We start from the raw sequence: 19440 nt of genomic DNA, 5'->3' as shown, positions 1-19440 counted from the left end.
GTTTTCCTACAGATGCCTCGGATTGCCTTGATCTACACACACACGGAAATCGCTCCTAAGATTCGCCACGTTTTCTTCACCTGTGAGTATTTCTCCGTGGCGCGTTCAATTTTTTTCATCGGCCTGCTCTGGGGGCTGTCATTTTTTGCCCAGGCCAGTTTCTCCGTGACCCATATCGCTCGTGAGCACACTGTGCGGCACGAACTGGAAGCCAACCTCGATCGTCTGGTCGAGCGCGCACACGAACTGATCGGCGTGCCCTATCGCTGGGGCGGCATGTCGGTAAAGGGCGGGTTTGATTGCAGTGGGCTGCTGGTCTACCTGTTTCGCCACGAGGCCGATATCAGGATTCCGCGCACCACCGCGGCCATGCTTAAGTCCGGCGCCCGGACCATCAAGCAGAGCCAGCTAAAACGCGGAGACGCAGTATTTTTCAATCGCAATGGCCAGGGCCGGATCGGTCACGTCGGCCTGTACATCGGCGAAGGGCGCTTCATCCACGCCCCCCGCACCGGCAAGAACATCCGTATCGATTCCCTGAGCAACAGCTACTGGGCCAAAAGCTATACGACTGCCAAGCGCTTCCACTAGCGCTGCACCATCCGCGGTGGCTTGCACAGGGTGTGACTGCCCGGCTCCAGGTACGGCATCAGGATTGGCGCCATGCCCTTGAGCACCTGCACCGGCAGCGCCGAGGTAAAGCGGAAGGACTCCGCGGCACGGCCGGGGACGAAGGCGGTGAGGGTGCCGAAGTGGTTTTCTCCGAGGTAGAACACAAAGGTGGCGGTACGGTTCAGCGAGCGTGAGCCGATCAGCCGCCCGCCGGCGCCGAAGCTTTCGATGCGGTTGTCGCCGGTACCGGTCTTGCCGCCCATCACCAGCGGGCTGCCGTCGGCCAGTTTGAAGCTGCCCGACACTCGCCGCGCGGTACCGGCATCCACCACTTGCGAGAGGGCGCCGCGCAGGGCCCGGGCGACTTCCACCGAGAGCACTCGCTGGCCCAGGTCGGGGTCGCTGGTCAGACGGGTTTCGTAGGGTGTGTCGGCAGCAAAGTGCAGGGTGTCGATGCGCAGCACCGGCAGGCGTACGCCGTCGTTCTGGATAATCCCGATCAGTTCAGCCAGGGCTGCCGGACGGTCGCCGGAGCTGCCGATGGCGGTGGCCAGCGACGGTACCAGGTGGTCGAAGGGGTAGCCGACGCGTTTCCAGCGTTGATGAATATCGAGGAAGGCTTCGATTTCCACCAGGGTGCGGATGCGGCTGTCGCGCGCGCCCTTGTGGCGGCTCTTGAACAGCCAGCCGTAGACTTCCTGGCGTTCAAAATGGCCGGCCTGCGCCGCCTCCTGGAAGGTGGCGCTGGGGTGTTGCAGCAGATAGCCAAGCAGCCACAAATCCAGCGGATGCACCTTGGCGATAAAGCCCTGGTCGGGCAGGTCATAGGCGCCTGGCCGGTAAGCTTCGTACAGCTCTTGCAGGCGTTTCTCGGTGACGGTGTTCTGCTTGGTGGCCGGGCGTTTGTTCTCGACCCGGTCCTTTTTCAGGTGAGCCTGGACGAACGCATTGAAGGTGGCCTGGTCGGCTTCCGGAAACAGGTAACGGTGCACCGCGGCCAGGCGGATCGGTGTGACCCGCAGGCTGTCGAGGAAGGTGTCCAGGCGCTGTTGCGAGGTCTTGCGCTGGTATTTTTTCCAGAACCTGCGCATGTAATCGGTGCCTTCCTTGTCGGCAAAACGTGCCAGGTATTCCTGGCGGCGCGGTTCGGCATCGTCCTTGAGCAGGCTGGCGCTATTGCCCGGCTGCTGGTAGGTGCTGTAGCGCACCAGATCGCGCATCAGGCGAATGAACGGCAGGTTGATCGACTCGCGCAGGGCGTCCTTGAGGGTGGGGATGCGGCCGTTGTCTTCCTTGCGAAAGTTGTTGAATACATGCAGGCCGCCGCCGGTGAAGAAGGCTTCGCCGGGGCTGGCGGAGTACTTGCGCTCCAGCGCGGCGTTGAGCATGGCGCTGAGGTCGCGGTCCTTGTTCTGGACCAGGTAGTCGATGGCCCAGCGGGTGATGAAGTCCAGCTCGGCCACCTGGACTTTTTTCAGCTCGGCGGCCGGGGTAGCGGCGTACTTGTCGTGCAGTTCGGCGATTATTTCCAGGTAGCTGGTCAGTACCCGCAGCTTGGCGGTGGAGCCCAGTTCCAGTTTGCTGCCTTCGTTGATGTCGAAGGGCTGGTCGGTGCTGTCGGTTTGTACCCGCACCCTCGAGCCATCGGCGGTACGCTCCAGCAGGGTGAAGCTGTAACGCACCTGGGTGGTGCTGGTCGGGGTCAGCAAGCGTTCGCCAAACAGGCCCATTTTTTCTGCAAAGGCCGGGTCGGCGAGGTTCTTCAGGTATTGGCTGACCTGGCCCTGCAAATCCGACTGCAGGGTGCTGGTGGCCGACAGGTCGAGACGGTCGAGGTCATACAACGGCCGGCCCAGCGCCGAAGACAGGCGGCTGCGGGCGACGCTGATGCCTTTGTTGGTAACGATCGGCTGAATGGTCGGCTGGGCCACCCAGTCGCGGTAGATGGCCGTGCTGGAGAGGGCCGCATCCGCCAGCGGCTTGTCGATGATGTTGCTGGCCGAGAGGATGCGGATGTGGCTGTCGGTCAGCAGCGCCAGTTCCGCACGCCCCTTGGACAAAAAGTGCGAGGGGCGGCGCTGGGCGATCATCAGCGACAGCACCTGGCGCAAGGCCAGGCCACGGGTGGCGAGGCTCGCGGGGTCGTTGTCGGTGGACGACAGGGCCTGGTTGACCTGGGCAAAATCAGCGCCATACCAGACGCGCAAACCCTCGGCCATGCCATGCACTTCGCCATGCCCGGGCACCGCCGACAGCGGTACGCTGTTGAGGTAGTCGCGCACGATACGCTGGCGTGTGTCCAGGGTCTGCGGGCCACCTTTATACGCGCGCACGCTGGCGGAAATCATCTGGCGGATCTTCTCGCTGCCCGAGGCGGTCAGGCCGTCGGGGGAATGCCGGTATTTTTCCAGTTGGGTCGCCAGGGTACTGCCGCCCGCCGACTGGCCGGGCAGGGCCAGGTACTTCGCCACCTGGGTATAGGCGGCCTTGGCAAAGCGCGGCCAGTCCACGGCGGGGTTGTTCAGCGGGTCGTTGGGGTCGAGCAGGTCGCGGTTTTCGATGAACAGCAGGCTGTGGACAATGACCGGCGGGATCGAGGCGAAGTCGGGGTACAGGTGCTGCGGGTAATGAAACTGGTACAGCGCATCGCCCTTGCAGTCGGTGATCGACAAGCCGGCCTGAATTTTTTCGGCGTAGGGAACGAAAAAGCCGTGATCGACGTAGTCCATCAGCGCAGGCGAAAAGCGCGTCTGCTCGTTTATCACGTAGTCGCGCTTCAGTAGGCGCGGCAGGAATTCACCCAGAGAGCTGTAGCCCAGACGCTTGTCGAACGGACCTTCACCCGGGTAGCGAATGGCATCGCTGGGGCCGGGCTGCATGGAATAGCTGAGGGTCGCGGCGAACCGGCTGAACTCCCGGGATTGCAGGCGCGAGGTGTGTATTTCGGTAGTGACGGCGTAACCCAGGGCGATCAGGGCGATCAGCAGCACCAACCAGAACAGCCGCCACCAGAGATGGCGCTGGCGTGGGCTTTTCGGCAATGGGAGTTGTTCAGGGGGAGCTTCCGTACTGTTCGGTTCCGATTGCCACAATGCGCCCATAGTCTTCAGCCCGGCTACGTATTTTCGTCTTGCTTGCCTGAAGCTTAGACGGTGGCCGGGTTTGGTGAAAATTTTGTAGTCAGTTGCCGGGCATTTCCTAAAAACGTGTCAGAAATGCTCCTTTGGTGGAGCTTGAATTGCCCCGTTTTGGTGCTATGTTAGCCGCCCTGTTTCCTGCAGAGGCTAAAGCACGGGGAATGCCCCTCCGTAGAAGCGGATTTTGCCGAGAGTTCTCGCCAAATATCGCGCTTTATACAGTGAAATGTCCTGCAGGGGCCTTTCTATACTGCTCGCCCCTTTCGCTCTGCCGGTTTTGCACTGACGGCAGACGGGCCCGCTCACAAGGCGGTGCCCGGCGAGGCAACGCATCAAGCCTACCGGCGATGCCAGGCCTGCACGAATGGTCATATCCAATAACAAAATGAGGTTGTATTTCTATGCCAGTCGGCAACCACCCTTCTCATGGTGAGACCGCCCAGGGCGGCCCACTCAAGCGAGAACTCGGCGAACGCCACATTCGCCTGATGGCGCTGGGCGCCTGTATCGGTGTCGGCCTGTTCCTGGGTTCGGCCAAGGCCATCGAAATGGCCGGACCAGCCATCATGCTGTCCTACATCATTGGTGGCCTGGCGATCCTGGTGATCATGCGCGCCCTCGGCGAAATGGCCGTGCACAACCCGGTAGCCGGCTCCTTCAGCCGCTACGCTCAAGACTACCTCGGCCCGTTGGCGGGCTTTCTCACCGGCTGGAACTACTGGTTCCTGTGGCTGGTGACCTGCGTGGCGGAAATCACCGCGGTGGCCATTTACATGGGCATCTGGTTCCCCGAAGTGCCGCGCTGGATCTGGGCCCTGGCGGCCCTGGGCAGCATGGGCGCGATCAACCTGATCGCCGTCAAGGCCTTTGGTGAGTTCGAGTTCTGGTTCGCCCTGATCAAGATCGTCACCATCATTGCCATGGTCCTGGGTGGCATTGGCGTCATCGCTTTCGGCTTCGGTAACGATGGCGTGGCGATGGGCATCTCCAACCTCTGGAGCAACGGCGGCTTCATGCCCAATGGCGTGACCGGCGTGCTGATGTCGCTGCAGATGGTGATGTTCGCCTATCTGGGCGTCGAGATGATCGGCCTGACTGCCGGTGAAGCACGCAACCCGCAAAAGACCATTCCCCAGGCCATCGGCTCGGTGTTCTGGCGCATCCTGCTGTTCTACGTCGGCGCACTGTTCGTGATCCTGTCGATCTACCCGTGGAACGAAATCGGCAGCCAGGGCAGCCCGTTCGTGATGACCTTCGAGCGTCTGGGCATCAAGACCGCTGCCGGTATCATCAACTTCGTGGTGATCACTGCTGCGCTGTCGTCGTGCAACGGCGGTATCTTCAGCACCGGACGCATGCTCTACAGCCTGGCGCAGAACGGTCAGGCCCCGGCCACCTTCGCCCGCACCTCGAGCAACGGCGTGCCGCGTAATGCCCTGTTGCTGTCGATTGCAGCCTTGCTGCTGGGCGTGCTGGCCAACTACCTGGTACCGGAAAAAGTCTTCGTCTGGGTAACCGCCATCGCCACCTTCGGCGCGATCTGGACCTGGGTGATGATCCTCCTGGCCCAGCTGAAATTCCGCGCGGGCTTGAGCAACGCCGAGCGTGCCGCACTGAAATACCGCATGTGGCTGTGGCCGCTGAGCTCCTATCTGGCGCTGGCGTTCCTGATCCTGGTGGTCGGCCTGATGGCCTACTTCGAGGAAACCCGCGTGGCCCTGTACATCGGCCCGGCGTTCCTGGTGATGCTGACCGTGCTCTACTACGTGCTCAAGCTGTCGCCAAGCACCGTGGAGCAGCGCGCTGCAAGTTCAGTGTCCTGACCCTCTGGTTGTCATGAAAAAGCCCGTATCGATGGATACGGGCTTTTTTTTGGGGGTTCTTCACGGATTGCCGGGAAAGTCGTTGGCAGCCAACAGATCTTGCAGATGTATCTGCTGCACTGCGCGCTTGAGATTCTCTGGGGGATCTGGTGAAGAACAATTAAGTACCGCACCGGCGCAGTTGCAATCCCGAGAATCGCTGCGAAGGCAGTTACGCCTTCATGGACTCAGGAGAGCCGCAGCATGACCACCCATCGACAACGTTCGTTCATCGCCACACTCTCAACCCCCTCGGGCCGCTTTGGCTTTCTCGACCAGTTGCATTCGGTCTTCTACGCCGATCCGCAAGATACCTTCACCTGGACCAGCATCAACATTCCCAGCGCCGGGCACATGCTCGGTCACGTGAACGAGAAGCTGACGTCGGAGCCCTTGAAGCTCTACGTGCGCTTCACTGAGGGCGGCTACATCTTGTACGTCAGGAGCAAGGCCCATTTCGGTAAATGCATTGGCTACAAAAATGGTTACTTCGGTGCATTCGACCCGAAAGAGCAATCGCCAGCCAAATTCGGCCTGGAAGCCGTGGGTGTTGCTGACGGCGCCAGCGGCCAAGAGATTCAACTGGACGGTGGCGCGATTCTCAGCCGTCTGATTTCCCTGGACACAGGCAAGCCCCTCGCTCTGCGCGAGCAAACGCTCAGCTATTACCGCAATAAAGCCTGGAGGAGCAGGCCGGTCACCTGTATTGCCGCCCATGGCGCCCAGGCAATGGACTTTCACGTCAACGTCCTGGAAACCAATAGCGCCTACCTGAGTCATCCGGACGAGATCTGAACAGGTGCGATTGATCTGCAATCCCGTCGAATACGCCTATCCTGCAAACTCGATCTCTTGACCCGGCCGCGCTGGTGGCGCAACAGTCGCTTGGAACTCAGGAACGGCCTGAGCAAGGCCGGTCCCTATGTCGATTGCGTTTTTCAGGTGGCAACCGCACGCATCGGCTGGTTCAGGCGTTTGTTGAAATCCAGCCAGGCGCCGAGCAGGGCCATGACGGCGACACCCACCAGTGCGGTGAATATCTGCATGGCAAAGGCATCGCCGGCCATGGCATTGATCATGTCCGCCAAGGGCGCAAGCAGTACCCCCAGGCAGAACACCTCAAGTGAGTAGCGGCCCATGCGGCAGGTTTGCTGCGCCAGCCAGTTCTGCGTCCAGCCGCTGCCCGGCAGCAGCTTGGCCGTGACGTAGGTCAGGGCCAGGAAGTGCAACAGGCGCACCGGCGACAGGTCGGTCTTGCTGATTGGGTACAGCAGATTGTTGATACTGGCCGGCATCAGTGCATCGTGAAGCTCTGGCCAGCGCCAGGACAGGGTAATGATGCCTGCCGCCAGCGAGTAGGCGGCTGCCGCCAGAAACAGCGGTTGGCGCCGCAACGGCCGGGTTTGTGGCGGCCGTGCCTGTTGCCCGTAAAGCGCCGCTGCGCCACCGAGGATGAACAGGAACTGCCAGGTGACCGGGTTGAAATACCACACGCCATCGGAGAAGTTCGCCAGGTTCCAGCCGAACCCCGGGGCCATCAGATACACCGCCATCGATACCCCCACTACCGCCCAGGGCATGCGCATCAGCAACGGCAGCACCAGGGGCAAACCGGCCAGCAGCACAATGTACAGCGGCAGCGGGTCCATCAGGTTGGGCTTGAAGCGCAGCAACAACTCGTCCGTCAGGGCTTGCTGAGGGTTGGTGATGAAGTGGGTAAGGCCCATCTCCTGCACCAGGTCGCGGGTCTGCACATGGCTGTTGGCGTAGAACACGATGCCCATCAACATCGCCAGCAGGAAGATATGCACGACATACAGCACCCAGGTACGGCGCAGGATCTTCACGCAGGCGATCAGGTAGCCGTCGCGTTGCAGGACTTTGCCGTAAGCCAGTACCGCGGCGTAGCCAGCGAGGAAGACGAAAATCTCCGCAGCATCGCTGAAACCGATGTTACGCAGGGTGATCTGGCCTAAAGGGTTGTGGGGGACGTGATCCCAGAAAATGAAGATCAACGCCAGGCCTCGAAAAAAATCGATGCGCGGGTCGCGTCCGTTAAGCATGGCAGCGGGCTCTTGAACAGTTGGTTAAGTAGTGACAGGCGCACGGCGGCATTCTCTCGCGCCGCACGTCGGGCGGGGGGCAGGGTGGCGGTATTCGTGGGTAATTGCAAAGGGGGCTTATTACTGAATGTCTCTATTCGCCCCTTGCGCGGTAGACCGTTGATCGCAAATCACCCGTACCTGTCAGATTTGCTAGTAGACGAACCACGGGTTACGTGGCCTGCTTGAGTTCAGCCGCAACAGCCATCGAGGCGTGACGCGCAATGGCCAACGTATGGAAAGGGTTTTCCACCTATGCCGTGATCGGTATTGCCAATACCCTGGTCCATTGGCAGCTCTTTTTCGTGCTCAGGGAAGTGTTCGCTTTAACTCAGGCCCTCAGTAATCTGCTGGCGTTTTGCGTTGCAGCAAGTCTTTCCTTTTATGTAAATGCCCTCTACACCTTCGCCGTGTCGCCTTCGTTCGGCCGCTACCTGCTGTTCATGCTGTGCCTGGGCGGGGTCAGCCTGGCAGTGGGCTGGATGGGCGACCACTGGCGGCTGCACGGGATGATCACGGTGGTGACGTTTTCCCTGATCAGTCTGACGTGTGGCTTCCTGTTGTCCAGGTGGTTGGTGTTTCGCAGGGCCGAGCCATGAAAGTCTCGCTGATCGTGCCGGTGTTCAACGAAGAGCAGGCCGTCAGGGGGTTTTACCAGGCGGTGAGGCAGGAACCCGCGCTGCAGGCCCACCTCATCGAAATCGTGTTCATCAACGATGGCAGCAGTGATCGCACGGCCGAGATCGCCCGCTCCATCGCCCTGACCGACAGCGACGTGGTGTTGATCAACTTCTCGCGTAACTTTGGCAAGGAGCCGGCCTTGTTCGCCGGCCTGGAGTACGCCAGCGGTGACGCCGTGGTGCCCATGGACGTTGACCAGCAGGACCCGGTGGCGGTGGTTGCGCAGTTGATTGATGAATGGCAGAACGGCGCCGACGTGGTTCTGGCCAAACGCCGGGACCGCTCCAGTGATGGCTACCTCAAGCGCCGCAGCGCCTCGCTGTTCTATCGCCTGCTTAATCGCATCGCCTATACCCATATTGAAGAAAACGTCGGCGATTTCCGCTTGATGGACCGCAAGGTGGTGGACGTGATCAAGACCCTGCCCGAACAGCAGTTGTTCATGAAAGGCGTGCTGTCGTGGGCGGGGTTCAATGTTGCCATTGTTGAATACGACCGCGCGGCGCGGGCAGTGGGCCGCAGCAAGTTCAACGCCTGGCGCCTGTGGAACCTGGCGCTGGACGGCATCACCTCGTTCAGCACCTTGCCCTTGCGCCTGTGGAGTTACCTCGGCGCGTGCATTTCTTTATTGGCGTTGCTGTACGCCGGTTACCTGGTAGTAGACAAGATCCTGTTCGGCAACGATGTGCCCGGATATCCGTCGTTGATGACAGCGATTTTGTTCCTCGGTGGGGTACAGCTGATCGGCATCGGCATATTGGGGGAATACATCGGCCGTATTTACATGGAGGCCAAGCATCGTCCTCGCTACGTTATAAAAAGTATTGTCGGAAAACCCGAGCAGCACACCCATAGGCCTTTGCTCAAGGAGAGCAGATGAGCCTGACGCTGCGCCTGCGGACTCAGGTTGCATGGCCGCTGGCTTGCTTGGCCATATTGCTGCTGAGCAGCGCTGTGCGTCTTTACCAGGTAACACAACCGGTGCTCTGGTACGACGAAGCTTTTTCCGTGGCTCTGAGTGCCTTGTCACCGTCGCAGATCCTGTTCCACACCGCTCGCGACGTTCATCCGCCGTTGTACTACCTGCTATTGCATTATTGGATGCACTGGCTGGGCAGCGACGTGTTGGCCCTTCGTGGCCTTAGTGTGTTCACGGGCGTGCTGACGGTGGCTCTGGGCATGTGGCTAACGCGCAGACTGGCCTCCCTGCGAGCAGCCTTGATCGCCGGGTCATTGCTGGCGCTGCTGCCCATCGCGGTGCGTTACAGCCAGGAAGTACGGATGTATTCGTTGCTGGGCATGTTGTTACTGGCAGCAACCTTTGTGCTTTTGCTCTGGGTGAGCAGACCGGCACAAAAGCCTCTCCTGATGCTTTATGCAATGCTGATGGTGGCCGGGCTGTATACCCACTATTTCACCGTACTCTGCGCCGCGGCGCATTGGTTGTATCTGTTATGTGTGAAGGATACACGGCGTCTTGTTCGAGCCTGGCCGTGGTGGCTGTGCAATGTGGCAATCGCGCTCGCCTATCTGCCTTGGCTGCCCTCGCTGGTGGGGCAGTTGGGACATACTTCGGCAGTCTCCTGGATTCCTCGGGTGACACTTGAAACGCTTCCTGCTGCCGTGTGGCAGTTTTTCACCCTCGATAACGGTAGTGCTTATCCTCGGCCGATATTCCTGGTGATGCCAATGGTGTTGCTCGTTGCCTCGGTTTTTATTCTGCGCAGGGATAGGCAGGCCTTGCGCCCGAACGCTCTGATCGTAGCGTCCAGTTATGTTCCACTTGTGCTGGTGTGGTGCATTTCATTCGCGATGCCGCTGTTCGTCGAACGCTATCTGTTGTTCGCGGCTGTCGGTTTGCCGATTGTGCTGGCATTGGCGCTGGATCGCCTTGCAGCCAGTCATCGTGGCTTGGCCTGGCTGTTGGCCGCCGCTTGCCTGACGCTGGAAGTGACCGGCATTGCGCGTATCTACAGCCAGCAGCACAGCTTGAATGATGCCGTAGGCTGGTATGTCAATCGCCTGGATGTTGTGGTCGATGGGGTCAACGCACAGTGGCAGCAGGGAGACTTGATAGTTGTCGATGGCCTGTATTGGTACTTCAGTGTGGCGTACTACAACAGGACCGGTAGCATACCGTTGATCTATGAAAATGGTGCGAAGGGCGATAGTACCGGCACCTCGAGCTCCAGCTATGGTGGTGCGACATTGCTCTTTTCCCGGGCGGAGCACTTGTACGTACAGATGCCTCAAGCGTTAGCGCCGAAATCCGGCAGGGTATGGTGGGTAGGTGGCGTTCCGGGCCCTGGTAACGAACGTCACTTGCCCGGTAACTGGACCAAGCTGGCGGAAATCAGGGCGGGAGAGACCCGGGCAATGCTGTTCGCAGTGCCCGAGCGATCAGAGTCGCAGACGACTGGCCATTGAACCTGTCAGGCGGCCAGCGGTTCGAAACTGTCGGCCCGCGCCATCTGCCACATCCGCGAGTAGAACTCGCCATTGACCTCGTCATTGAGCAATTCACCCGGCTTGAGGAATACATGCATCTGCGAGAACAGCTTGATCTCGGTGGCCGAGATGCGCCGCACCAGGTGCCTGGCTTCCAGCTGCGAGGGGTGATCGAGGCCGGCGGCGGCAAGCATCTCGGCCAGGGCCTTGAGGGTGTTGTGGTGGAAGTTGAATACTCGCTCGGCCTTGTCGGGCACCACCAGGGCGCGCTGGCGCAGCGGGTCCTGAGTGGCGACGCCGGTCGGGCATTTGTTGGTGTGGCAGCTTTGCGACTGGATGCAGCCGATGGCAAACATGAAGCCGCGCGCCGAGTTGGCCCAGTCGGCGCCGATGGCCAGCACGCTGGCAATGTCGAAGGCGCTGACGATCTTGCCGCTGGCGCCGAGCTTGATCTTGTCGCGCAGGTTCAGGCCCACCAGGGTGTTGTGCACGAACAGCAGGCCTTCGCGCAGCGGCACGCCGATATGGTCGGTGAATTCCACGGGCGCAGCGCCGGTGCCACCTTCCTTGCCGTCGACGACAATGAAGTCGGGCAGGATGCCGGTTTCCAGCATGGCCTTGGCAATGCCCATGAACTCCCACGGGTGACCGAGGCAGAACTTGAATCCTACCGGCTTGCCGCCAGACAGCTCACGCAACTGGGCGATGAACTGCATCATCTCGATCGGGGTGGAGAAGGCGCTGTGACGTGACGGCGAGATGCAGTCTTCACCCATCAGGATACCGCGGGTCTCGGCAATCTCGCGGGTGACCTTGTGCTTGGGCAGGATGCCGCCGTGGCCGGGTTTGGCACCCTGGCTCATCTTGATCTCGATCATCCGCACCTGCGGGTTGCGCGCCTGTTCGGCGAAACGCTCGGGGTCGAAGCGCCCGTCCGAGGTGCGGCAGCCGAAGTAGCCGCTGCCCAGCTCCCAGGTCAGGTCGCCACCGTGCTCGCGGTGATAAGGGCTGATGCTGCCTTCACCGGTGTCGTGAGCGAAGTTGCCGAGCTTGGCGCCCTGGTTCAGGGCGCGGATGGCGTTGGCGCTGAGCGAACCGAAACTCATGGCCGAGATGTTGAATACCGAAGCCGAGTACGGCTGCCCGCACTGCGGGCCACCGACGATTACCCGAAAGTTCGACGGGTCGCTGAGCGGCGCCGGGCGCATGGAGTGGCCGATGAACTCGAAACCGGACTGGTACACGTCGATCAGGGTGCCGAAGGGTTTGTCCGACGCTTCGTTCTTGGCCCGCGCATACACCAGCGAGCGCTGCGCCCGGGAAAACGGCAGGGCATCGCTGTCAGCCTCCAGCAGGTACTGGCGGATTTCCGGGCGAATGCCTTCGACCAGATAGCGGATGTTGCCGAGGATCGGGTAGTTGCGGCGCACCGCGTGACGGCTTTGCAGCAGGTCGCCGAGGCCGATCAGGCTGAGCACGGCGGTCACCAGGGTGAACGGCCACAGCCATTCGTGGTGGAGAAAGGGCAGGCTGGCCAGGGTGAACAACACACAGGCAGCGAAGAAGGCGTAGCGGCTGAGAAGTGACAGGCTCATACGGTTTCCTTGCGATGGCGCGGTCAGGCTCAGGGCCTGGTCAAACCCCGACCTTATCCCGGTTGGGGATTAAAGCGCCAGCCCGCAGCGCGCAAGGGCTGCAAGCTTCATCTTGGAATCGAAAATCATTTGTATTTGCGATTTATTGGTATGTTATATAGTATCAATTCGTCTTCGTTCATTTTCCCGAGAGGCTTGGCCATGAAACCCGGCATTCACCCCGACTACCGTCCTGTGTTGTTCCACGACACCGCTGCAGATGTGTATTTCCTGATCGGCTCGACCGTCGACACTGACCGCAGCCATACCCATAGTGACGGCAAGATCTACCCCTATGTGGCTCTGGATGTGTCCAGTGCTTCGCATCCGATCTATACCGGCCAGCAGCGCAAGGCTACGGTCGAAGGCCGGGTGGCTGGCTTCAACAAGCGTTTCGCCGGGTTCGCTGCGCCGCAGGTCAAGTGACCAGGGCAGGATCGCGGATCAAACGACCGCGCCACTCGCCCTGCGCCGCCAATTCATCGTCACCACTGAACTGGACCTTGCCGGCAATCAGCGTCGCCACCGGCGCACCATCCAGATAGAGCAGGCGGTTGCCGCTGACCGCCGGGACCTTGTTGCCTGGCAGCAGGGTGCCGACCAGGTTCAGCGGGTCGCTGGCGCTGATTGCTACCAGGCTGCCATCGAGCGGGCGCCGGCGCACTTCACGTAGCAGCGCCACGGCCTCGGGCAGGGCAAACTGCTCGCCGGCCAGGCCGCTGATAAAGCGTCCGCCACGGATTTCGCCACGGGCTTCCAGGCGGTGGTAGCAGCGCAGCAGTTCGCGCCAGTTGGGCAGCCAGTCGGCTTCGCGTTCAAGCAAGCGCCAGCAGATCACGCCATAGCGGCGCAGCAAGGTGCGGGCGATGTGTTCGAGGTCTTCGTCGCGCTTGGCACTGGGCTTGCGCAGCAGGGCCCAGCGCCCGGCGTCTTGCATGCCGCCGAACAACGGCCCGCGATCGCGGCGCTGGCTACGGCCCTGGCGTTTGCTGGCCGGGGTGATCAGGGCGCGCAGGCCGGCAAAGCTGTCGGCGCTGATCAAGCCGGCGGCCACCAGCTCCTGCAGGGCGTTCTCCAGTTCGCTGGGCAGCAGGTGGGCGTCTTGCACCAGCTCTTCGAAGAACAAGGCGCCGTGCTCGCTCAAGACGGTGTGCACGCGCTGGGCACGCAGGCTCAGTTCACTGCTGTCCAGCGCCGGGCTCAGGGCCCGCCACAAACCCAGGCGAGCCCGTGGCAGCAGCACCAGTGGCGTGCTGCGCAGGGTACTGGCTGCGGCACTCGGGGCCAGACGCGCCCAGGCGTATTTGCCGGCGCGGCAGGCTTCGTCGAGCCAGCGCGGGCTGTAGTCCTTGAGCCGGGTGGGCAGCAGGTCGCTTTCCCAGGCTGCTGCAGCTGCCGGGTAACCTTCGAACTGATCGAGCACGGCACTCAGCGCTGCCTGCCCTTGCAGGCGCGAGGCGGGCGACAGGTGCTGCCAGTCGAACAGAAAACGCATGAAGTCCTGCAGGCTGACCGGTTCGATTTCCCGGCGCAGGCGCTTGATGGTGTAACGATGAATGCGCGCCAGCAGGTGGCGTTCGCACCATTGCAGTGCCTGCTGGCCCGGCTGCTGGCTCGGCTGGAAGTACCCGCGCAGCACGTAACCTTCGCCTTCCAGGCGGGCCAGGGCCTGCTCGATGGCGCTGATCGACAGTTGCAGCGGTGCGGCAATCTGCTCGCTGGTCAGCGGGCCGAAACCGCTCAGGCGCGCGCGCAGCAGCTCGACCAGCGCCGCATCGGCGTCCATGGCTTGAGCAAAGCCGGGCAGGGCGGCGACCTCAGGCGTGACGACAGCCTGCGGATAAAGGGTGCGCAGCAGTACCAGGCGTTCGCGGGCCAGCCACAACGCTTGCCCCCCAGCCAGTTGCAGACGGCAGGCGCGGCCTTCCTTGCCCAGCGCCGCCAGCCAGTCCTGCCAGCCGTCATTGGCCTCGGCTTCGGCCTGGCTGATACCGGCCAGGCTCATCAAGGCTTCATGCATTTCGTCGCTACGGGTTGGCATTGGCCAGGCTTCGGCTTGTACCGCGGCGATTGCCTCCGGATCCAGCGCGCCCAGGTCATCGCTGCTCTGCGCTTGATTCCAGCGGCGGTTGAGTACGGCCTGGGTACGCCGTTCTTCCAGCGGTGCGTCATCCAGGAAGGTATAGGGCCGTGCGTTGAGAATGGCCGAGGCCAGCGGCGAAGGTGCCGGCAGGTCACGGGCAACCAGCTTGATCCGGCCTTGCTCGATACGCCGCAGCAGCGCCAGCCAGCCTTCGCTGTCCATGGCCTCGTGCAGGCAGTCGTCGAGGGTTTGCTCGACCAGCGGGTGGTCGGGTATCTGCCGCTCGCCGGCAAGGTTTTCCAGGCAGGCGATCTGGTCGGGGAACACCGCGGCAATCAGGTCTTCGCTTTTCATCCGCTGGATCTGCGGCGCCACCTTGCGCCCGCCGACAAAACGCGGCAGCGCCAGTGCGGTACCGGCATTCCAGCGCCAGCGCACACCGAACAGCGGCGCATCGAGCAGGGCCTGAACCAGGATCGACTCGGCGCTGTTGCTGTGCAGGTAACGCCAGACCTCTTCCAGGGCAAAACTGTGGCTGGCCGACAGCGACAGGACAATCGCGTCTTCGCTGGCCGCAGCCTGCAGTTCGAAGTTGAAGGTGCGGCAAAAGCGCTTGCGCAGGGCCAGGCCCCAGGCGCGGTTGATGCGGCTGCCGAACGGCGAATGGATGATCAGCTGGGTACCGCCGGACTCGTCGAAAAAACGCTCCATCACCAGGGTTTGCTGCGAGGGCAGGGCGCCGAGCACCTGGCGGGTGTGGGCCAGGTACTCAAGCAATGGTTCGGCGCTGTCCAGGCTCAGACCCAGTTCGGCCGTGAGCCAGTCGAGCAGCGGTTGCAGCTGGCCATCGCTATCGCTCAGGCGCTGGTCGATCTCGCCTTGCAGGCGCGCGACGCCTGCTGACAGCTCATCACTGCGCCCCGGCGCTTCGCCGAGCCAGAACGGGATGCTCGGCGGCAGGCCCTTGGCGTCCTCGACCCGCACCCGGCCGCTTTCCACGCGCAAGATGCGGTAGGAGGCGTTGCCCAGCTGGAAGATATCGCCGGCGATGCTTTCGACCGCGAAGTCTTCATTGACGGTGCCGATGTTCAGGCTCTGGGGTTCGAGCACCACGGTGTAGTCGGCGTTATCAGGGATGGTGCCGCCGCTGGTCAAGGCCGTCAGCTGGCTGCCACGCCGCCCGCGCAGGGTGGCGTTGACTGCATCACGGTGCAGGTAGGCGCTGCGGATGCCCAGGCGGCCATTGAAGCCTTCGCCAAGCATGCGCAACAGCGCCTGGTAATGGTCTTGATCCAGCTCGGCGTAGGGCATGGCCCGGCGCAGGCAGTCGAACAGCGCCTGCTCGTGCCACTCCTGGTTGCTGACCTCGGCGACGATCTGTTGCGCCAATACGTCCAGCGGAGCTTGCGGTACCTGCAAGCGGTCCAGCTCGCCGCGGCGTACGCAATCGAGCAGTGCCGCGCATTCGATCAGGTCGTCGCGCGACAGCGGGAACAGCCGGCCTTTGGGCGTGCCCTCGACCTGGTGCCCGGAGCGCCCGACCCTTTGCAAAAACGCGGCAATCGAACCGGGCGAGCCGATCTGGCACACCAGCTCGACTTCACCGATATCGATGCCCAGCTCCAGCGAGGCGGTGGCCACCAGCACCTGCAGCTCACCGCGCTTGAGCCGTTGCTCGGCGTCCAGGCGGTATTCCTTGGCCATGCTGCCGTGGTGCGCAGCCACGGCATCGCGGCCCAGGCGCTCGCTCAAATGGCGGGTCAGGCGTTCGGCCAGGCGCCGGGTGTTGACGAACACCAGGGTGGTGCGATGCTCGCGGGCCAGGGCCGCCAGACGGTCGTAAACCAGGCCCCAGACATCAGTAGCCATCACCGCCCCGAGTGGCACCGGCGGTACTTCCAGGCCCAGGTCACGGGGACGGGCATGGCCGATATCGACGATGGCGCACTCGCGCGCCTTGCCTGCCAGAAATTGCGCCACCCGCTCGACCGGTCGTTGCGTGGCCGACAGGCCGATGCGCCGCAATGTCCGGCCACACAGCGCTTCAAGGCGCTCCAGGCTCAGGGCCAGATGACTGCCGCGCTTGTTGCCGGCCAGGGCGTGGATCTCATCGACAATCACCGTGTGTACGCTGGCCAGGCCCTGGCGCCCGGAGGCCGAGCCGAGCAACACATACAGCGATTCGGGGGTGGTGACCAGGATATGCGGCGCCTGGCGGCGCATGGCCGTGCGTTCCTTTTGCGGGGTGTCGCCACTGCGTACCGCCGTACGGATTTCCAGCGGCTCCAGGCCTTGTTCGGCCAGCACCGCGTTGATCCCGGCCAGCGGCGCCTGCAGGTTGATCTGGATATCGTTGGACAGTGCCTTGAGTGGCGAGACGTAGAGCACCTGGGTCTGGTCCGGCAGGTTTGCGCTGGCCAGGCCCTGTTCGAACAGCTCGTCGAGGATCGCCAGGAAGGCGGTCAGGGTTTTGCCTGAACCGGTGGGTGCGGCGACCAGCAAGGATTGCCCGCTGCGAATCAACGGCCAGGCCCGGGCCTGGGCGGCGGTTACCGTTGGGAACTGGCGCTGGAACCAGGTGCGGACCGCGGGGTGGAAGGCGTCCAGTTCCGGGTGCTTGAGGGCGGGGAGGTTCATGGGCTGTTTATGCGGCCAATGGTGCGGGGTTGCAAGGGGCGTTCGTCAGACCGGTGTGTGGGAGCGGGCTTGCCCCGCGATGCAATCGCACAGGCCAGCCTGATCGCGGGGCAAGCCCGCTCCACCATTGAAAGGCCCCCGCCAACATGTGATCCTTGCGCGCTTTCCCGTTCACGAGCGTCCCATGAGCAAAACCATCCGCATCGCCGCTGCCCTCCTGCTTGACCCGCAAGGCCGTACCCTGCTGGTGCGCAAGCGCGGTACCCAGGCGTTCATGCAGCCTGGCGGCAAGATCGAGGCCGACGAGCAGCCGGTCAATGCCCTGGCCCGCGAGCTGTTCGAAGAACTGGGCCTGGCGATCGAGCCGCACGACGCCGAGTATCTGGGCCAGTTCAGTGCCCCGGCCGCCAACGAGCCGGGTTTTGTAGTCCAGGCCGAGATTTTCAAGGTGCACACCGCCATGCCGGTCGAGCCCGCCGCAGAAATCGAAGAAGTGGTGTGGATCTCGGCACGCAAGCAACTGACCCTTGAGCTGGCTCCGCTCACACGGGACTTGATTCTGCCCCTGTACCGGCAGTTAACTACAACCCCTGCCTGATCTCACTTGCAAAGGAATGCCGATGATCCCCACCCATGAATGGCTGCTGTTTATCGGCGCCGCGCTGCTGATGGTCCTGACCCCGGGGCCGAACATGATTTATTTGATTTCCCGTTCGATCTGCCAGGGCCGCACGGCCGGGGTAACCTCGTTGCTCGGCGTGGTGGGCGGCTTTCTGGTGCACATGAGCGCCGCAGCCATTGGCCTGACCGCCTTGTTCATGGCCGTGCCGCTGGCCTACGACCTGCTCAAGTGGGCCGGTGCCGGCTACTTGATGTGGCTGGCCTGGCAGGCAGTCAAGCCCGGTGCCCGCTCGCCGTTCGAGCCCCGTGAACTGGCCCCGGATTCCCCGCGCAAGCTGGTGCTGATGGGCTTTCTGACCAGCGTGCTGAACCCCAAGGTGGCGGTGTTCTACCTTTCGGTGCTGCCACAGTTCATCTCGCCGGAAAACGGTTCGGTGCTGGCGCAGAGCCTGGCCCTGGGCCTGACCCAGATCGCCGTGAGCTTCTCGGTCAACCTGCTGATTGCCCTGTTCGCCGCCGGCATTGCCGGTTGGTTCGTGCGTTACCCGCTGTGGCTGATGCTGCAGCGCTACGTGATGGGCTTCGTCCTGGCCGGCCTGGCGCTGCGCCTGGTGCAGGAGCAGCGCCGGACCGTATAAGGCTCAACGTACCGCGCTGACGCCGTCGAGGGTGGAGAAGGACGTATCCTTGGCGGTCAGCAGGAAGTCGCGCATGTATGGCGCATCGAGCATGTCGCTGCGCACCGCCGCGTACAGCGTGGCAAACAGGCCTTTCTCACCCAGGCGCTTGGCCTTCACGTAACCGCGCGAGCTGTACTCGTGCAGGGCCCAGTGCGGCATGCCGCAGACCCCGCGGCCGCTGGCCACCAGTTGCATCATCATCACCGTCAGCTCGGCCGTGCGCACCTGCGCCGGCTCGACGTCGGCCGGCTCCAGGAAGCGGGTGAAGATGTCCAGGCGGTCGCGCTCCACCGGGTAGGTGATCAGGGTTTCCGTGGCCAGGTCTTCCGGCACCATGTACGGCTTGTGCGCCAGGGGGTGCTGGTTGGCCACGGCGAGCATGGCTTCGTAGGTGAACAGCGGCACGTAGGTAATGCCGCTGAGCTCCAGCGGGTCGGAGGTCACCACCAGGTCCAGATCGCCACGGGCCAGGGCTGGCAGCGGGGCGAAGGCAAAACCCGAGGCCAGGTCCAGCTCGACCTCCGGCCAGGCATCGCGGAACTGGTCGATGGTCGGCATCAGCCACTGGAAGCAGCTGTGGCATTCAATGGCCATGTGCAGGCGCCCGGCGGTGCCACCGGCCAGGCGGGCGATGTCGCGCTCGGCGCCGCGCAGCAGCGGCAGGGTGGCATCGGCCAGCTGCAGCAGGCGCAGGCCGGCGCTGGTGAAGCGCAGCGGCTTGGTCTTGCGCATGAACAGCGGCATGCCCAGGCGCTCTTCCAGCTCCTTGAACTGATGGGACAGCGCCGACTGGGTCAGGTGCAGGCGTTCGGCGGCCTCGACCAGGCTGTCGGCTTCGCGCAGGGCGTGCAGGGTTTTCAGGTGACGAATTTCCAGCACCGAGGGGCTCCATGAGTAAATTTTGAGATGAACACGAATTTATTGAGTTTGTCTCATGTTGGTC

Annotated in this window: 14 protein-coding genes; 9 read left to right on the top strand and 5 right to left on the bottom strand. The window is 62.6% G+C overall.

Translation table 11 applies throughout. The annotated features are described in order from the left end of the window. The first annotated feature begins 12 nt into the window (after positions 1-12). Positions 13-591, top strand: coding sequence for a C40 family peptidase (locus ABM562_RS24600; protein WP_460423649.1), 579 nt, complete (start codon positions 13-15; stop codon positions 589-591). Here the strand turns inward: ABM562_RS24600 and ABM562_RS24595 are convergent. After that, entirely contained in the window at positions 588-3713 is a 3126-nt protein-coding gene (locus tag ABM562_RS24595) for a transglycosylase domain-containing protein (protein ID WP_460423647.1), read from the bottom strand. The genes ABM562_RS24600 and ABM562_RS24595 overlap by 4 nt on opposite strands. 437 nt (positions 3714-4150) lie before the next feature. Between ABM562_RS24595 and ABM562_RS24590 the strand changes: the two genes are divergently transcribed. Continuing rightward, entirely contained in the window at positions 4151-5572 is a 1422-nt protein-coding gene (locus ABM562_RS24590; RefSeq protein ID WP_115085593.1) for an amino acid permease, read from the top strand. 243 nt (positions 5573-5815) lie between these two features. After that, positions 5816-6406: a hypothetical protein gene (locus tag ABM562_RS24585; protein WP_460423645.1), complete on the top strand. Its 591-nt coding sequence runs from the start codon at positions 5816-5818 to the stop codon at positions 6404-6406. 143 nt (positions 6407-6549) lie between these two features. Here ABM562_RS24585 and ABM562_RS24580 read toward each other — a convergent pair whose 3' ends face one another. Next, positions 6550-7674 carry an OpgC family protein gene (locus tag ABM562_RS24580; RefSeq protein WP_460423643.1) on the bottom strand — a complete coding sequence of 375 codons (1125 nt, stop codon included), beginning with the start codon at positions 7672-7674 and terminating at the stop codon, positions 6550-6552. Positions 7675-7937: 263 nt separating this feature from the next. Here ABM562_RS24580 and ABM562_RS24575 point away from each other — a divergent pair, with 263 nt between their 5' ends. The 3 genes from ABM562_RS24575 to ABM562_RS24565 are packed head-to-tail and all read left to right on the top strand — an operon-like array spanning position 7938 to position 10821. Continuing rightward, positions 7938-8312 carry a GtrA family protein gene (locus ABM562_RS24575; protein WP_115085596.1) on the top strand — a complete coding sequence of 125 codons (375 nt, stop codon included), beginning with the start codon at positions 7938-7940 and terminating at the stop codon, positions 8310-8312. Continuing rightward, entirely contained in the window at positions 8309-9274 is a 966-nt protein-coding gene (locus tag ABM562_RS24570) for a glycosyltransferase family 2 protein (RefSeq protein WP_460423641.1), read from the top strand. Before ABM562_RS24575 ends, ABM562_RS24570 begins: the two co-directional genes overlap by 4 nt. Next, the gene (locus ABM562_RS24565; protein WP_460423639.1) at positions 9271-10821 is read left to right on the top strand and encodes a glycosyltransferase family 39 protein; all 1551 of its coding nucleotides are present in this window, start codon (positions 9271-9273) and stop codon (positions 10819-10821) included. Before ABM562_RS24570 ends, ABM562_RS24565 begins: the two co-directional genes overlap by 4 nt. A 5-nt stretch (positions 10822-10826) precedes the next feature. Here ABM562_RS24565 and ABM562_RS24560 read toward each other — a convergent pair whose 3' ends face one another. Beyond that, entirely contained in the window at positions 10827-12437 is a 1611-nt protein-coding gene (locus ABM562_RS24560; protein WP_460423637.1) for an FMN-binding glutamate synthase family protein, read from the bottom strand. Between the two features lie 201 nt (positions 12438-12638). Here ABM562_RS24560 and ABM562_RS24555 point away from each other — a divergent pair, with 201 nt between their 5' ends. Then, positions 12639-12902, top strand: a complete 264-nt coding sequence (locus tag ABM562_RS24555) for a type B 50S ribosomal protein L31 (protein WP_115085600.1) — start codon at positions 12639-12641, stop codon at positions 12900-12902. Here the strand turns inward: ABM562_RS24555 and ABM562_RS24550 are convergent. Next, positions 12895-17196 carry a DEAD/DEAH box helicase gene (locus tag ABM562_RS24550; protein ID WP_460423635.1) on the bottom strand — a complete coding sequence of 1434 codons (4302 nt, stop codon included), beginning with the start codon at positions 17194-17196 and terminating at the stop codon, positions 12895-12897. The genes ABM562_RS24555 and ABM562_RS24550 overlap by 8 nt on opposite strands. Before the next feature lie 184 nt (positions 17197-17380). On the opposite strand from ABM562_RS24550, the gene ABM562_RS24545 reads away from it, so the two are divergent. Continuing rightward, positions 17381-17794: an NUDIX hydrolase gene (locus ABM562_RS24545; RefSeq protein WP_115085602.1), complete on the top strand. Its 414-nt coding sequence runs from the start codon at positions 17381-17383 to the stop codon at positions 17792-17794. Between the two features lie 22 nt (positions 17795-17816). Continuing rightward, the gene (locus ABM562_RS24540) at positions 17817-18455 is read left to right on the top strand and encodes a LysE family translocator (protein ID WP_115085603.1); all 639 of its coding nucleotides are present in this window, start codon (positions 17817-17819) and stop codon (positions 18453-18455) included. Between the two features lie 3 nt (positions 18456-18458). Here ABM562_RS24540 and metR read toward each other — a convergent pair whose 3' ends face one another. Next, a complete protein-coding gene (gene metR, locus ABM562_RS24535; protein WP_045197692.1) occupies positions 18459-19376 on the bottom strand; it encodes a transcriptional regulator MetR in 918 nt (305 codons plus the stop codon). Positions 19377-19440 lie beyond the last annotated feature (64 nt).

This window comes from Pseudomonas sp. ZL2 (genome assembly GCF_054788455.1).
Note: the sequence above shows the minus strand (reverse complement) of the source record. Positions and strands in the feature narration are given on the sequence as shown.

Bases quoted from the DNA above. Each gene is read 5' to 3' on its own strand.
- ABM562_RS24600 (WP_460423649.1), top strand. From the start codon at position 13: ATGCCTCGGATTGCCTTGATCTACACACACACGGAAATCGCTCCTAAG.
- ABM562_RS24595 (WP_460423647.1), bottom strand. From the start codon at position 3,713: ATGGGCGCATTGTGGCAATCGGAACCGAACAGTACGGAAGCTCCCCCT.
- ABM562_RS24590 (WP_115085593.1), top strand. From the start codon at position 4,151: ATGCCAGTCGGCAACCACCCTTCTCATGGTGAGACCGCCCAGGGCGGC.
- ABM562_RS24585 (WP_460423645.1), top strand. From the start codon at position 5,816: ATGACCACCCATCGACAACGTTCGTTCATCGCCACACTCTCAACCCCC.
- ABM562_RS24580 (WP_460423643.1), bottom strand. From the start codon at position 7,674: ATGCTTAACGGACGCGACCCGCGCATCGATTTTTTTCGAGGCCTGGCG.
- ABM562_RS24575 (WP_115085596.1), top strand. From the start codon at position 7,938: ATGGCCAACGTATGGAAAGGGTTTTCCACCTATGCCGTGATCGGTATT.
- ABM562_RS24570 (WP_460423641.1), top strand. From the start codon at position 8,309: ATGAAAGTCTCGCTGATCGTGCCGGTGTTCAACGAAGAGCAGGCCGTC.
- ABM562_RS24565 (WP_460423639.1), top strand. From the start codon at position 9,271: ATGAGCCTGACGCTGCGCCTGCGGACTCAGGTTGCATGGCCGCTGGCT.
- ABM562_RS24560 (WP_460423637.1), bottom strand. From the start codon at position 12,437: ATGAGCCTGTCACTTCTCAGCCGCTACGCCTTCTTCGCTGCCTGTGTG.
- ABM562_RS24555 (WP_115085600.1), top strand. From the start codon at position 12,639: ATGAAACCCGGCATTCACCCCGACTACCGTCCTGTGTTGTTCCACGAC.
- ABM562_RS24550 (WP_460423635.1), bottom strand. From the start codon at position 17,196: ATGAACCTCCCCGCCCTCAAGCACCCGGAACTGGACGCCTTCCACCCC.
- ABM562_RS24545 (WP_115085602.1), top strand. From the start codon at position 17,381: ATGAGCAAAACCATCCGCATCGCCGCTGCCCTCCTGCTTGACCCGCAA.
- ABM562_RS24540 (WP_115085603.1), top strand. From the start codon at position 17,817: ATGATCCCCACCCATGAATGGCTGCTGTTTATCGGCGCCGCGCTGCTG.